The organism is Pseudomonas sp. W2Jun17, from assembly GCF_023127795.1.
Taxonomy (GTDB): Bacteria; Pseudomonadota; Gammaproteobacteria; order Pseudomonadales; family Pseudomonadaceae; genus Aquipseudomonas; species Aquipseudomonas synxantha_A.
The window spans coordinates 633,590-647,954 of sequence record NZ_SPKO01000007.1 but is presented as its reverse complement, the minus strand read 5'-3'; the positions used below and the strand labels follow the sequence as shown (position 1 = coordinate 647,954).

The 14,365-nt window shown below is 61.0% G+C and carries 12 protein-coding genes; 5 read left to right on the top strand and 7 right to left on the bottom strand.

Features of this window, described 5'->3' with window-relative positions:
- The first annotated feature begins 82 nt into the window (after positions 1-82).
- The 4 genes from recO to tadA all read left to right on the top strand — a co-directional run bounded on the left by recO (position 83) and on the right by tadA (position 3,696).
- Positions 83-772 carry a DNA repair protein RecO gene (gene recO, locus E4O98_RS06260; RefSeq protein ID WP_005785148.1) on the top strand — a complete coding sequence of 230 codons (690 nt, stop codon included), beginning with the start codon at positions 83-85 and terminating at the stop codon, positions 770-772.
- A gap of 51 nt (positions 773-823) precedes the next feature.
- Positions 824-1,567: a pyridoxine 5'-phosphate synthase gene (gene pdxJ / locus E4O98_RS06255; protein WP_148853384.1), complete on the top strand. Its 744-nt coding sequence runs from the start codon at positions 824-826 to the stop codon at positions 1,565-1,567.
- A 249-nt stretch (positions 1,568-1,816) separates the two neighbouring features.
- Positions 1,817-3,199: a multicopper oxidase family protein gene (locus tag E4O98_RS06250; RefSeq protein ID WP_248134429.1), complete on the top strand. Its 1,383-nt coding sequence runs from the start codon at positions 1,817-1,819 to the stop codon at positions 3,197-3,199.
- A complete protein-coding gene (gene tadA, locus E4O98_RS06245; protein WP_078820361.1) occupies positions 3,199-3,696 on the top strand; it encodes a tRNA adenosine(34) deaminase TadA in 498 nt (165 codons plus the stop codon). Before E4O98_RS06250 ends, tadA begins: the two co-directional genes overlap by 1 nt.
- Positions 3,697-3,824: 128 nt before the next feature.
- Here the strand turns inward: tadA and cmoB are convergent, their stop codons facing one another.
- From cmoB to lon, 5 genes are all read right to left on the bottom strand, one after another.
- Positions 3,825-4,781, bottom strand: coding sequence for a tRNA 5-methoxyuridine(34)/uridine 5-oxyacetic acid(34) synthase CmoB (cmoB, locus tag E4O98_RS06240; protein WP_032877614.1), 957 nt, complete (start codon positions 4,779-4,781; stop codon positions 3,825-3,827).
- Positions 4,778-5,521, bottom strand: coding sequence for a carboxy-S-adenosyl-L-methionine synthase CmoA (gene cmoA, locus E4O98_RS06235; protein ID WP_248091128.1), 744 nt, complete (start codon positions 5,519-5,521; stop codon positions 4,778-4,780). The genes cmoB and cmoA overlap by 4 nt, the downstream gene beginning before the upstream one ends.
- Before the next feature lie 35 nt (positions 5,522-5,556).
- On the bottom strand, positions 5,557-6,213 hold the full coding sequence (locus E4O98_RS06230) for a lysoplasmalogenase (protein ID WP_078820364.1): 657 nt from the start codon (positions 6,211-6,213) through the stop codon (positions 5,557-5,559).
- 1 nt (position 6,214) lies between these two features.
- On the bottom strand, positions 6,215-6,604 hold the full coding sequence (locus tag E4O98_RS06225) for a protease inhibitor I42 family protein (protein ID WP_032877611.1): 390 nt from the start codon (positions 6,602-6,604) through the stop codon (positions 6,215-6,217).
- Between the two features lie 200 nt (positions 6,605-6,804).
- A complete protein-coding gene (lon, locus tag E4O98_RS06220) occupies positions 6,805-9,225 on the bottom strand; it encodes an endopeptidase La (protein WP_032877610.1) in 2,421 nt (806 codons plus the stop codon).
- A 312-nt stretch (positions 9,226-9,537) separates the two neighbouring features.
- On the opposite strand from lon, the gene E4O98_RS06215 reads away from it, so the two are divergent.
- Complete coding sequence (locus E4O98_RS06215) at positions 9,538-11,874, top strand: GGDEF domain-containing phosphodiesterase (protein WP_248134490.1); 2,337 nt, start codon at positions 9,538-9,540, stop codon at positions 11,872-11,874.
- 35 nt (positions 11,875-11,909) lie between these two features.
- Here the strand turns inward: E4O98_RS06215 and E4O98_RS06210 are convergent, their stop codons facing one another.
- Together E4O98_RS06210 and E4O98_RS06205 are read right to left on the bottom strand one after the other, a co-directional pair.
- On the bottom strand, positions 11,910-13,334 hold the full coding sequence (locus tag E4O98_RS06210; protein ID WP_248134427.1) for a pyridoxal-dependent decarboxylase: 1,425 nt from the start codon (positions 13,332-13,334) through the stop codon (positions 11,910-11,912).
- 34 nt (positions 13,335-13,368) lie between these two features.
- A complete protein-coding gene (locus tag E4O98_RS06205; RefSeq protein WP_032877604.1) occupies positions 13,369-14,214 on the bottom strand; it encodes a 2OG-Fe(II) oxygenase in 846 nt (281 codons plus the stop codon).
- Between the last annotated feature and the right edge of the window lie 151 nt (positions 14,215-14,365).

Here is a 14,365-nt window from a genome sequence, read left to right as displayed (position 1 = left end):
CTGACCCACCGCCATCGGGAGCAAGCCCCCTCCCACATTAGGTTGTGTGGTTTTAAAAATTGCATTCCAGCAGTGAGTTCCCATGTCTCAATCCCCACCTCCCAGCCAACTCGCCTACGTGCTGCACAGCCGCGCCTATCGCGAGACCAGCGCGCTGGTGGACTTCCTCACGCCTCAAGGCCGCCTGCGTGCGGTGCTGCGCAGCGCACGGGGCAAGGCAGGTACGTTGGCGCGGCCCTTCGTGGCCCTGGATGTGGAGTTTCGCGGCAAAGGCGAGTTGAAAAACGTCGGCCGCCTGGAAAGCGTCGGCACCTCTGCCTGGCTTAACGGCGATGCACTGTTCAGCGGCCTTTACCTCAATGAACTGCTGATCCGGCTGTTACCCGCCGAAGACCCGCACCCGGCAGTCTTCGATCACTACGCCGCGACGCTGCTGGCCCTGGCTGAAGGGCGCCCCCTGGAACCGCTGCTGCGCGCCTTCGAATGGCGCTTGCTCGACGACCTGGGCTATGGCTTTGAATTGCACAACGACCTGCACGGCGATCCCGTCGCCGCCGACGGCATGTACCGCCTGCAAGTGGATGCGGGCCTTGAGCGCGTGTACCTGTTGCAGCCGGGGCTGTTCCAGGGCAGCGAACTGCTGGCCATGAGCGACGCGGACTGGAGCGCGCCGGGCGCCTTGTCCGCCGCCAAGCGCCTGATGCGCCAGGCCCTTGCCGTGCACCTGGGCGGGCGACCGCTGGTCAGTCGCGAGTTGTTTCGAAAGCCCTGACATCCCCGTGTATGCTGTGCACCGATTCTTTCCCTTTTCAGGAGCGCTTCCGTGACCACCAGCAATCGCATTCTTCTTGGCGTCAACATCGACCACGTCGCCACCCTGCGCCAGGCCCGGGGCACCCGTTACCCTGACCCGGTCAAGGCCGCGCTGGACGCCGAAGAAGCGGGCGCCGACGGCATTACCGTGCACCTGCGCGAAGACCGCCGCCACATCCAGGAGCGTGATGTGCTGCTGCTCAAGGACGTGCTGCAAACGCGCATGAACTTCGAAATGGGCGTCACCGAAGAAATGATGGCGTTTGCCGAGCGCATTCGCCCGGCGCATATCTGCCTGGTGCCGGAAACCCGCCAGGAACTGACCACCGAGGGCGGCCTTGATGTCGCAGGTCAAGAAGCGCGGATCAAGGCCGCGGTGGAGCGGCTGTCGAAGATCGGCAGCGAAGTGTCCTTGTTTATCGACGCCGACGAACGCCAGATCCAAGCCTCGCGCCGTGTCGGTGCCCCGGCCATCGAATTGCACACTGGCCGTTACGCCGACGCCACCACCCCGACCGAAGTGGCCGACGAGCTGCAACGCATCATCGACGGCGTGAACTGCGGGCTCAACGAAGGCTTGATCGTCAATGCCGGCCATGGCTTGCACTACCACAACGTCGAAGCTGTGGCGGCGATCAAGGGCATCAACGAGCTGAACATCGGCCATGCACTGGTGGCCCATGCGCTGTTCGTCGGTTTCAAGGGTGCGGTTGCCGAGATGAAAGCCTTGATTCTGGCGGCTGCCAGGACCTGAGCAAACACAATATAAGCCACAATGAAGTTCACAATGTGGGAGGGGGCTTGCTCCTGATAGCAGTGTGTCAGTCAGCATGTTTTTAGCTGACCCACCGCCATCGGGAGCAAGCCCCCTCCCACATGTTGATCTTTATCGACATCCACAATTGCGCCATGCGGCAATGCGAAGCCTTACTGTTTAGGCGACGCAGGTGTATCGTATCTGCCCTTTGCGGGCCTTGGCCTGCGGCAGATACGTGAGGTTGCTGTGTCCCAATCGTTTTCCCGTCGACAGATCCTCGGTGGCCTTGCCGGCCTGGCAGTCGTCGGTGTGGGCGCCGGTGGCGCCTATCGTTACTGGCTGGGCAAGGTCGCCGATGCCAACGCAGGAAGCGACTACCAACTGATTGCCGCGCCCCTGGACGTGGAACTGGTACCGGGGCACAAGACCCAAGCCTGGGCATTCGGCCCTTCGGCGCCTGGCACCGAGTTGCGCGTGCGCCAGGGCGAATGGCTGCGGGTACGTTTCATCAATCACCTGCCGGTCGCCACTACCATCCACTGGCACGGCATCCGCCTGCCGCTGGAAATGGACGGCGTCCCCTACGTTTCGCAATTGCCGGTGCTGCCTGGGGAATATTTCGACTACCAATTTCGCGTGCCCGATGCCGGCAGCTACTGGTATCACCCCCACGTAAGCAGCAGCGAAGAACTTGGCCGTGGCCTGGTCGGCCCATTGATTGTGGAAGAGCGCGAACCCACCGGTTTCAAATACGAACGTACCTTGAGCCTGAAGAACTGGCACATCGACGAAGAAGGTGCGTTTGTCGAGTTCAGTATCCCCCGTGAAGCGGCGCGGGGCGGCACTGCAGGGCGCCTCTCCACCATCAACGGCGTGCCCCAGGCGGTCATCGACCTGCCCGCTGGGCAAATCACTCGCGTGCGCTTGCTCAACCTCGACAACACCCTGACCTATCGCCTCAACATCCTCGGCGTCGAAGCGCAGATCTACGCGTTGGACGGCAACCCCATCGAGCCGCGCCCGCTGGGCAAGGAATACTGGCTGGGCCCGGGGATGCGCATCTGTCTGGCAATCAAGGCCCCGCCGGCGGGTGAAGAATTGTCGATCCGCAACGGCCCGGTGCGCCTGGGCACCTTCCGTTCGGTGGCCAACACCGATGCGCCTACCCAGTGGCCACCGGCATTGCCGGCCAACCCGGTTGCCGAGCCGGACCTGGCCAATGCCGAGAAACTCAACTTCAATTTCGAATGGGTCGGTTCGGTGTCGGTCAATGTCGAAAACGGTAAGCCACCCAGCCTGTGGCAGATCAACGGCCAGGCCTGGGACATCACCGACAAGACCTGTGCCGACCGCCCGATTGCCAGGCTTGAAAAGGGCAAGAGCTACATCTTTGAATTGAAGAACATGACCCAGTACCAGCACCCGATCCACCTGCATGGCATGAGCTTCAAGGTGATTGCGTCGAACCGCCACAAGGTCATCCCGTATTTCACCGACACCTACCTGCTGGGCAAGAACGAACGCGCCCGTGTGGCGCTGGTGGCGGATAACCCGGGAGTGTGGATGTTCCATTGCCACGTGATCGACCATATGGAAACCGGCCTGATGGCCGCTATCGAGGTGGCGTGATGCGCCAGATTCGCCCCGGCGCGATTATCGACCGCAGCCGCGACCAGGACTTTATGCGCGAAGCCCTCGCCCTGGCCGCCCAAGGCGCCGCACTGGGCGAAGTGCCGGTGGGCGCGGTGCTGGTGCAGGATGGTGCAATCATCGGCCGCGGTTTCAATTGCCCGATCAGCGGCAACGACCCCAGCGCCCATGCCGAAATGGTCGCGATCCGCGCCGCTGCGCAAGCCATCAGCAACTATCGCCTGGTGGGCAGCACGCTGTATGTGACCCTGGAACCGTGCAGCATGTGCGCCGGGTTGATCGTGCATTCACGCATCGCAAGGGTGGTGTATGGCGCACTGGAGCCCAAGGCCGGGATTGTGCAGAGCCAGGGGCAGTTTTTTACCCAGGGCTTTCTCAATCATAAGGTACTGTTTGAAGGCGGCGTGCTGGCCGAGGAGTGCGGCACGGTGTTGAGCGAGTTCTTCAAGGCTCGCCGGGCCAAGCCATCACTCTAGCCAACACAGGAGTTCCAATGTGGGAGGGGGCTTGCTCCCGATAGCGGTGGGTCAGTTAACCAATAGGTGACTGACATACTGCTATCGGGAGCAAGCCCCCTCCCACATTTGGCTCTCTATTTGTTCAGTTACTTTTTGGCGATGATCACCGCCCGCATCGGCGCCGGCAGCCCTTCGATGGTCTTGCTGTGATCTTCGGGGTCGAGGAAGTCACTGAGCGACTGATATTTCATCCACTCTGTTCCACGCTGTTCCTCAACCGTGGTCACGCTCACATCCACGCACCGCACCTCACTGAAGCCTGCACGGCGCAGCCACAACATCAACGCCGGCACCGAGGGCAGGAACCACACGTTACGCATCTGTGCATAACGGTCTTCCGGCACCAGCACCTGCTGCTGATCGCCTTCCACCACCAGGGTTTCCAGGACCAGCTCGCCGCCCTTGACCAGGGTGTCCTTGAGCGCCAGCAAGTGCTCGATCGGCGAGCGGCGATGGTAGAACACGCCCATGGAGAACACCGTGTCGAAGCCTTCCAGGTTCGCCGGCAAGTCTTCGAACGGGAACGGCAGGTGCCAGGCTTTGGGCTCAGACAGGTAACGTTGCACTGCCTGGAACTGGCAGAAGAACAGCCAGTTGGGGTCCACGCCAATCACACTGTCGGCGCCCGCGCCGAGCATTCGCCACATGTAGTAACCGTTGCCGCAGCCCACATCGAGGATGCGTTTGCCCTTCAAGTTCAAGTGCGGCGCAACCCGCGACCACTTCCAGTCCGAACGCCATTCGGTGTCCACATGCACGCCGAACAGGTGGAACGGGCCTTTGCGCCATGGGCTCAGCCCCATCAGTGCCGAGTGCATCCGGGCGCGGGTTTCGTCGTCGCAATCGGTGTCCAGCACCAGGCCGTTCAACAGGTCGACTTCGCTGGGCTGGATCTTCGGCAGTGCGTCCAAAGCACTCTGCCAGCGCTCCAGGTCGCCATGACCTTTTTCCATCTTGCTGTCGAGCTGCGCTTGCAGGCCCTGGGCCCAAACGGCCAAAGGAGTGCCGACCAGATGGCGGGCGAGGGGGGATAAATCAATCATGGCAAGGCAATCAACGAGGCAAAGTTAAGACACTGGAACCACGGCACGACTTTCGAGAACCCGGCCGCCAGCAGGCGTTCGCGGTGTTCTTCGAGGCTGTCGGGTTTCATGACGTTTTCGATGGCGCTGCGCTTCTGGGCGATTTCCAGTTCGCTGTAGCCGTTGGCGCGTTTGAACGCGATATGCAGGTCGGTCAGCAGTACGTGTTCTTCAACATCGTTAAAGCGCAGCTTTTCCGAGAGGATCAACGCCCCTCCCGGCAGCAGCGATTGGCGGATACGCCCGAGCAACGCCAGGCGTTCGTCAGGGGCGATGAATTGCAGGGTGAAGTTCAGCGCTACCACCGATGCAGGCTGAAATTGCAACGCGAGGATATCGCCCTCGATCACCTCGACCGGCAGCAGCTCCTGGAACATCGAGTCCTGGCCGTTGAGGTATTCGCGGCAACGTTCGACCATCGCCGCCGAGTTGTCCACCGCGATCACCCGGCAGCCATCGGTGCGCACATGGCGACGCAGGGCTTGGGTCACGGCACCCAGGGACGAGCCCAGGTCATACAGCACGCTACCCGGCTGGGCAAATTGCGCGGCCAGCACGCCGAGGTTCTCGACGATGGTCGGGTAGCCCGGTACCGAGCGTTTGATCATGTCCGGGAACACCCGCACCACATCCTCGTTAAAGGCGAAGTCCGGCACCTGGGGCAGGGGCTGGGCGAATAGGCGATCGGGTTCTTTGCTCACGGTTGTTCCGGCGACGAGGGGGAAAGGCCGGCATTTTAGCCAAGTTGGTCGTCGGATGCGCGGGTTGTCTGATGGAAAGCTGAGGCGGTGATGCCCCATTGCCCGAGCCAATAAGTGGCGATCAACAAATAGGGCGCCGCATCGAAGGCCAATACAAACCGGTTGATACCGATCAACGTATCGGAAAACACAAACGACACCGCACCCGCTGCCGCCAGCAGTGCCGAGCGTTGCGGTACCGCGCTGCCCAACCTTGCCAATGCACGCCAGAGCATGGCGCTGATCACCAGCGCGTAAACCACCACCGGTATCAGCAACTCGCCTAAACCGTGGGAGATCAGGATGCCCAGCAGGATCGCCCCGACAGCCAGGGCCAGCATCAGCGGTACTATTGCCAGACGCCGACAGTCGCTGAAATAGGCTTTGAGGTAAGCCAGATGCGCACACAGAAATGCGCCCAGGCCAAAGATAAACAGGTCACCCGGCCAGGCGAGCAATACGTCGCCCACCACGGAAAAAATCAACCCCAGGCTGATCCAGCGTCGATAGTCGGTAGGCGGTGCGTCATGCAGCCAACCCAGCAGCGCCAGAACCGGCAGTGGCTTGACCAGCAGGCACAACAGCGTCGCGTGAGTCGCCAGGCCGTAGATAAAGGTACCGGCGCCCATCAAGGCAAGGATCAGCCAGGGCATATCAGTTCACCGTAATGGCGCAGTCAAAGGTTTCGACAGGTTCGGCTTCCGGCTCCCAGGGTTGCTGGGAGGTCAGGCGCAAACGGCCTTGCCCTGGGGCGAATGCCTGGAAGCGCCAGGTCGATTGACCACCGCCGCCGATTACACCGGATTCGGCGCTGCTATAGACCTCGGGGCTCAATGCGCGCAGAACACCGCCAGCGGAGTCCTGGATGGCCCAGCGGTAGCCGGTGGTGGGATTGCTGGGCAAGGTGAGGATCAGGTTCTGATTGGTTTTAAGCTGGAGCGGGCAGGCGCTCTGGTTGTCCACGGTAACGTTTTGCTTCGGTGCACTGGCGCACGCGGCCAACAGGGCAAGGCTCAAGGGGAGAAGCAGGCGGGCAGCGGTCATGGAGGCTCCGTTTATACACGACGAAGGGCGAGCATAACCGAAGATGAGGCAGGGTGTGACAAGCAGGGTATGTGTCGCGGCCACTCACGCCATCGGGGGCAAGCCCCCTCCCACATTTGACCGCGTTGTCATTCACGACGCCGGTTCCCTGTGGGAGGGGGCTTGCCCCCGATGAGGCCGGTTCAGGCGCTAGAGCTCTATCAGAACAGCACCTTCGCCACATCCGCAAAGCGCTTGGCGAAGTGCACGGTCATGCCTTCCTTCAGGTACTCCGGCAACTCTTCAAAGCTGCCACGGTTGGGCTCCGGCAGGATCAGCTCGTGGATCTTCTGGCGCCGCGCTGCAATTACCTTTTCACGCACCCCGCCAATCGGCAGTACATGCCCGGTCAAGGTCAGTTCGCCGGTCATGGCCACGCCTTTCTTTGGCGGCTGGTTGCGTGCCAGCGACAGCAGCGCACTGGCCATGGTCACACCCGCACTCGGGCCGTCTTTCGGCGTGGCGCCTTCCGGCACGTGCAAGTGAACGAAGGCTTCGTCGAAGAACTTCGGATCACCGCCAAACGACTTCAGGTTCGAGCTGATGTAGCTGTAGGCGATTTCGGCGGATTCCTTCATCACTTCACCCAACTGCCCGGTGAGCTTGAAGCCGCGATTGAGCGTGTGGATACGCGTTGCTTCAATCGGCAATGTGGCGCCGCCCATGCTGGTCCAGGCCAGGCCGGTGATCACGCCGGTGCCGGACAGTACCTGCTCGTTACGGAATACCGGCATCCCCAGGGAGCTTTCCAGGTCCTTGTTGCCGATCTTGATCACGCTGTCGGGCTCATCCAGCAGCTTGACCACCGCCTTGCGCACCAGTTTGCCCAGTTGCTTCTCCAACTGACGCACCCCGGCTTCCCGCGCATAACCGTCGATCAACGCGCGCAGCGCGCCGTCGCTGATGGTCAGGCTGTTTTTCGCAACGCCGGCTTTTTCCAACTGTTTGGGCCACAGGTGGCGCTTGGCGATGGCGACTTTTTCTTCGGTGATATAGCCCGACAGGCGAATCACTTCCATGCGGTCCAGCAACGGGCCCGGAATCGAGTCCAGGGTGTTGGCGGTGCACACGAACAGCACTTTGGACAGGTCCAGGCGCAGGTCCAGGTAGTGGTCGAGGAATTCGACGTTCTGCTCCGGGTCCAGGGTTTCCAGCAACGCCGATGCCGGATCGCCCTGGAAGCTCTGGCCCATCTTGTCGATCTCGTCGAGCATGATCACCGGGTTCATGACTTCCACGTCTTTCAGTGCCTGCACCAGCTTGCCGGGCAGGGCGCCGATGTAGGTGCGGCGATGGCCCTTGATCTCGGCCTCATCGCGCATACCGCCGACGCTGAAACGGTAGAACGGTCGGCCCAGGGACTCGGCAATGGATTTGCCCACGCTGGTCTTGCCCACGCCCGGCGGGCCTACCAGCAGCACGATGGAACCGGCGACTTCGCCTTTATAGGCGCCCACCGCGAGGAATTCGAGGATGCGACTCTTGATGTCATCCAGGCCCGCATGGTGTTTGTCCAGCACCTTGCGCGCGTGTTTGAGGTCGAGCTTATCTGCGCCGTACACGCCCCACGGCACCGAGGTAGCCCAGTCCAGGTAGTTGCGCGTGACGGCGTATTCCGGCGAGCCGGTCTCCAGGATCGACAGTTTGTTCAATTCTTCATCAATGCGTTTTTTCGCCTGGGCCGGCAGCACCTTGCCTTCCAGGCGCTGCTCGAACTGCTCGACGTCCGCACTGCGGTCGTCCTTGGTCAGGCCCAGCTCCTGCTGGATGACCTTGAGCTGTTCCTTGAGGAAGAATTCGCGCTGGTGCTCGCCGATCTTGCGGTTCACTTCGGCAGACAGTTCTTTTTGCAGCCGCGCCACTTCGACCTCTTTGCGCAGCATCGGCAGCACTTTTTCCATGCGCTTGAGCATGGGTACGCAGTCCAGCACTTCCTGCAGCTCATTACCTGTCGCCGAGGTGAGGGCGGCGGCGAAGTCGGTGAGCGGCGACGGGTCGTTGGGGCTGAAGCGGTTGAGGTAGTTCTTCAACTCTTCGCTGTACAGCGGGTTGAGCGGCAGCAGTTCCTTGATCGCATTGATCAACGCCATGCCGTAGGCCTTGACCTCGTCGGTGGGCTCGCTGGGCTGATGCGGGTATTCGACCTCCACCAGGTACGGTGGGCGATGGTGCTTGAGCCAGGTTTTGATGCGCACACGGGTCAGGCCCTGGGCCACGAATTGCAGCTTGCCGTTCTCGCGGCTGGCGTGGTGCACCTTGACCAGGGTGCCGTACAGCGGCAGGGCCGAGGTGTCGAAGTGCCGCGGATCTTCAGGCGGCGTGTCCATGAAAAACAGGGCAAGGGAGTGGTGGTCGGATTTGCTCACCAGCTCCAGGGTCTCGGCCCACGGCTCTTCATTGACGATCACCGGCAGCACTTGCGCCGGGAAAAACGGCCGGTTGTGGATCGGGATGATATAGACCTTGTCCGGCAGGTTCTGCCCAGGAAGCGCCAGGCCGGTGTTGGACGAGGAGGTTTCTGCGTTTTCGGGGTCGGCGTAATCGTTGAGGTCGTAATCAGGGACGTCTTGCTGGTCGCTCATGGGGCACCTGCATAAGGGAGTATGCAGGTTAGATGGGGCGGGGGAGCGGTGGTTTCAATGGTGGGGGTGAGATAGCAACATATTGCATGAAATTACCAAAATGACGCTGTCTCAGTGCTTTAGTCAATAATATGACGCTAACGGTGCCGTATTTATTGGGTTTACTTATGCCTTGTCCAAGCTAATCTAGCCTAAACAAAATTCTCTTTAAGGATGGACGTTTTTTTGACGCCAGCTCAGCAACCGGCAGGGATGCATATGAGAGACGCAACGCACCGCACAGAACGCCGAGCGCGGCCGGCGGGTGCGGCATTGCAGTGGCGTCACACCTTTCAAACCCGGATTGCCGGAGTACTGGCGCTGTTGTTGCTGGTGGTCGTGGCGGCCACGTATTTCGCCGTCAAGGCCGCTACTACCCGCGCCGTGGAGAACCAGGCCCAGGTGCAGTTGGACACTGGGCGGCAGGTGTTCGAGCGCTTGTTGGACCTGCGCGGCCGCCGCCTGCAATATGGGTTGGACTGGCTCACCATCGATGGCCCGTTCAAGCAGGCCGTGGCCGGTGGCGCAACTGTGCCGATCCTGGAGGCCCTGGGACGCCATGGTACTGGGGTCAACTCCAGCGAAGTGTTCGTGTTGGGCCTGGATGACAGGGTCATGGTCAGTACCTTGCTGGCGATGAAGCAAGGGGAGGCGTTCCCTTATGCCAATGCATTGCGCAGCGCGCGCCGCAGCGGCCAGCAAATGCTGATCGTCGCCATGGCTGGGCGCCCCTACTTGCTGGTGCAGAAGGAAGTCCTTGAACCCGCGCCCATCGCCCGAGTGATCATGGGCTTTCCCATGGATACGCAATTTGCCCATGAGTTGCGCTCCATGAGCAACCTTGAGGTGTCGTTTCTCAGCGTACAAGGCGGCCATGTCGGCCAGCTCTTCACGACCCAGCCGGGCAGTTTGCGCCCGAGCGTTATCGACCTGCTGCTGGGTACGTCAATCGATCCGCAGGCGCGGGTCCAAGGGTTCCATGGCCAGCGCGTGCTCAGCCAGGTGTTGCCCTTGGCCAATAGCGGCGAAGGCGATGAAGTGCGCGTGTTGCTGCAAAGCCCGCTGGACCACGCCCTGGAATCCTTCGCACCGCTGGACCGGCAGTTTCTGGTGATTGCCGTGGCGGTGCTGTTGGTCTCGCTGGGGGCGGCGTTATTTCTTGCGCGGCGTGTATCACGCCCGCTCAATGCATTGGTGCGGGCCGCTGAGCGGATCGGCGCCGGTGACTACCACACGCCGGTGCGGGTGCGCAGCCACGATGAGTTCGGCCTCTTGGCCCGCGCTTTCAATGCCATGCAAAGCGGCATCGCCGTGCGCGAACGACAGTTGGCCCATAACGCTTTGCATGATGCGCTCACCGGCCTGCCCAATCGCGCCCTGGCCATGGAGCGTCTGGGCAGTGCGATCAGTGCGCGGCGGCCGGTGGTGTTGCTGTACCTGGGGATTGAAAACTATCGGGTCATCAACGAAGGCTTCGGCCCCCAGGGTGTGGAAGAAATGTTGTGCGAAGCCAGCCGCTGCCTGTCCATGAGCCTGCTGGCCAGCGACACCGCCGCGCGCATTGCCGGCAGTGAGTTTCTGCTGTTGCTGGAAAACACCGAAATCGACTCCGCCGTCGCCCGTGCCGACCGCGTGTACGGGCTGCTGACCGAACCCCAGCGCATCGGTAACGATGAAGTGCGTCATGAAGTGAGCATCGGTATTGCCGCGTATCCCGCAGACGGTCAGCAGGTCGAGGAACTGATCAACCGCGCCGCCATCGCTCGACATGACGCGGCCACCATGCCGGGGCATTTGCAGATCTACCAGCCTGATCGCGACCTCGCTCACCAACGCCAGATTACCCTGATCCGCGATCTGCGCCGGGCGGTGGTCGAAGGCGAGTTGTTCCTGTGCTATCAGCCCAAGCTTGACCTCAAGCACGGCCATGTGGGCCAGGCGGAAGCCTTGTTGCGTTGGCAACACCCGACCCTTGGGCAAGTGTCGCCCACAGAATTCATTCCCCTGGCCGAACGCACCGGCAGCATGGGGCCCCTGACCTTATGGGTGATTGAAGAGGCCATCCGCCAGATTGCCGAATGGGCGCTGCGTGGCCTGGTGATTCAACTGTCGGTGAATATCTCGGTGAACGACCTGGTCGATGACGACTTGGCCATTCGCGTCACTGCGCTATTGATCCAATACGAGGTGAGCGCCGAGCATTTGCTTTTCGAAATCACCGAAAGCGCCATCATGCACAATCCACAGCAAGCCCTCAGCGTGCTGGAACAACTGCGCGGCTGCGGCATCAGCCTGTCGGTGGACGACTTCGGTACCGGTTACTCATCACTGGCGCAGTTGCAGCGCCTGCCGGTACAGGAGTTGAAGATCGACCAGTCGTTCATACGCAACCTCGACAGCACCAGCGGCGACGGCGTGATCGTGCGCTCCACCATCGAGATGAGCCACAACCTGGGCCTCAAGGTCGTGGCCGAGGGGGTGGAGTTCGAGCACAGCCTCACCCTGCTCAAGCACTGGCAGTGCGACACGGCCCAGGGCTACCTGATCAGCCGGCCACTGAATGCCATGGCGTTCGAGCGCTGGATGCGCCGTGCGCGGGTGTCTGTTTAGACACAGCAGACGAGCATTAAACCGTGGCGAGGGAGCTACTTTGGCAGCGTTTCAGCGACCAGGCTTTGCAGCCGCGTCCATAACCGTTCGACATGCTGGCGCTCGGTGCCCAATGCACCGATGGACACCCGCACCATCCAGCGCTCTTCGAGGAGGGCGGGGGTGACATAGGCATGACCGGACTGGTTGAGTTTTTCTGCCCAGGCCCGCGTGTGCTGATCCAGCGCCTCACCGTTCAGCCCTGGCGGTTCATGGCGAATACACAGGGTTTGCAGGGCTGGCGCGGCCACCAGTTTCCATTGCGCGCTGCTTTCGATCTGTTCAGCCAGCCAGCGTGCATTGGCCAGGTCGCGCCTCAGCCGCGCCTGTAAGCCGCTGACGCCTTGTTCGCGTATCAGAAACCACAGCTTCAGGGCGCGGAAGCGGCTGCCCAATGAAATCCGCCAGTCGCGGTAGTTTCTGACTTGGCCGTCGGCACTGGACTGCAAGTAGCTCGGGTTGGTGGTCATGATGCGAATCAAATGCTCGGGGTCGCGCACGAAGTACACCGAGCAATCGAAGGCCGCGCCCAGCCATTTGTGCGGGTTGAGCACCAGGGAGTCGGCTTTTTCGATGCCCTGCCACAGTGCTCGGCATTCCGGCAGGATCATCGCAGCGCCGGCCATGGCCGAGTCCACATGCAGCCACACACCGTGGCGTTGTGTCAGGTCGCCAATCGCATCCAGAGGGTCGATCGCCATGGCGGCTGTGGTCCCGGTGGTAGCAATTACTACGCAGGGGCGATTGCCGGCGGCCAGGTCCTGTTCGATGGCGTGCGCCAATGCCTGGGGCGACATTGCATTGTGTTGGTCGGTGGCGATGGTGCGGATATGGTTCTGGCCGAATCCGGCCAGGATCGCCGCCTTGTTGACCGAGCTATGGGCGTGGGCTGAGGTGTAGACGATCAGGGGGGCGCCGCTGTTTTGCAGGCCGTCATGCATCAGCGCGTAATCGGAGCTGCGCTCCCTGGCGCTGATGAGGGCCACCAGGGTGGAGGTGGACGCGGAGTCCTGGATCACGCCGCTCCAGGCGCTGCTCAGGCCGAGCATGTCGCGCAGCCAATCGGTGGTCACTTCTTCGATTTCGGTGAGGGCCGGGCTGGATTGCCAGGACAAGCCCACCACACCCAGGCCAGTGCTCAGGCAATCGCCCAGCACCGAAGACAGCTCCACGTTGGAAGGGAAGAAGCCGAAAAAACTCGGATGCTGCCAATGCAGCAGCCCGGGCATGATCAGCTTTTCGACATCGCCCATGATCTGTTCGAACGGTTCGGCGCTGTCAGGCGGGCTCGCTGGCAGGGCGGCCTTGATTTCGCCGGGCACCGTGGTGGGCTGCACGCCGCGTTGCTCGATGTTTTCTCGATAGTCTGCGATCAGGTCGATCATGGCGTAGCCATGGCGACGGAATTCTTCGGGGGTCATAAAAAGATGTCCATTTGCAAGAGGGTTAAAAGTATCAGCACCAGAAATAAAACGGTTTGCCAGCGGTATAGCCGATAAACGACTGCATGCTGATACGTTTGCCCGATTCGAATCCGCAAATGGCATGGGGACGGCGAGTATTGATGATCACCAATTCGTTCTTGCGCGGCTGGATACGCAACGGCTTTTGCAAGCGCTCCTCGGGTAGCTGCGCACCTTCGAAACGCTTGACCTCGGCATAGGCAAAGGCCTCGGTATCCCAGATGATCAACTCTCCGCCTGATGGCGGCGTTTCCAGATAAATATTGGCGCTGAATTGGTGTTCCAGTTCCGCGATCGACAGGGGCAGGCAATCAACATGGGGAACCGTTTCCGAGAGGTGCGCCGTCTCGGGAAACATGGCGCGGATAATCCCGCAGAACATCGGTTGGCCCTGGAATGCAGCGGCTTGTGCGCCTTGCGGCCAAATGCTCTGGAACTGCTCCATCAAGTCTTGAATGGGCGGTTGTTGCGGGGCGCAAATACGGTCGATCAGGCTGCGCATATGGGCAGCGTCAGCGTAATACTTGCGTTGGGCATCACTGCCCGCAACCTTGCCATAGGTGGAATTGAACGGCGTGCCCCAGCGATGCACGCCATAGAAGTGCTGTACGACGTGCCCGCCCTCGTAGGTTTCGTGGCTGTATTGTTCCAGCGTGGCGGTTTCGCTGATGCTCTGAATCAGCCGTGCGCTGGTTTTTTCGTTGGCGAAGTCGGGCACTCGAATGGCAAGCACTTGCCCGCTGATCAGCTTTCTTAAACTTGGACTGTCGAGTTGTTCCAGTTCCAGGATTTTTGTCGAGATACAAAGGTTTGGTTGTACAGCGCTATGGTCCGTCATAGTGAAAAGCTCCATTTAAAATTTCATCCGTGCGCCCAGGTATTGCGTAAGCGGTTCGCGAGCTAAAGCAATCTCGAGCGGGAGGCTAAATCATTTTTGCGCAGTTAAAACCTGTCAACCATGACAGGTTTGGATAGATATTTGCCATACC

Excerpts from the sequence above, each read along its gene's own strand:
- E4O98_RS06230 (WP_078820364.1), bottom strand. The coding sequence starts at position 6,213 with ATGCCCTGGCTGATCCTTGCCTTGATGGGCGCCGGTACCTTTATCTAC.
- recO (WP_005785148.1), top strand. The coding sequence starts at position 83 with ATGTCTCAATCCCCACCTCCCAGCCAACTCGCCTACGTGCTGCACAGC.
- lon (WP_032877610.1), bottom strand. The coding sequence starts at position 9,225 with ATGAGCGACCAGCAAGACGTCCCTGATTACGACCTCAACGATTACGCC.
- tadA (WP_078820361.1), top strand. The coding sequence starts at position 3,199 with ATGCGCCAGATTCGCCCCGGCGCGATTATCGACCGCAGCCGCGACCAG.
- E4O98_RS06210 (WP_248134427.1), bottom strand. The coding sequence starts at position 13,334 with ATGACCCCCGAAGAATTCCGTCGCCATGGCTACGCCATGATCGACCTG.
- E4O98_RS06205 (WP_032877604.1), bottom strand. The coding sequence starts at position 14,214 with ATGACGGACCATAGCGCTGTACAACCAAACCTTTGTATCTCGACAAAA.
- cmoB (WP_032877614.1), bottom strand. The coding sequence starts at position 4,781 with ATGATTGATTTATCCCCCCTCGCCCGCCATCTGGTCGGCACTCCTTTG.
- E4O98_RS06225 (WP_032877611.1), bottom strand. The coding sequence starts at position 6,604 with ATGACCGCTGCCCGCCTGCTTCTCCCCTTGAGCCTTGCCCTGTTGGCC.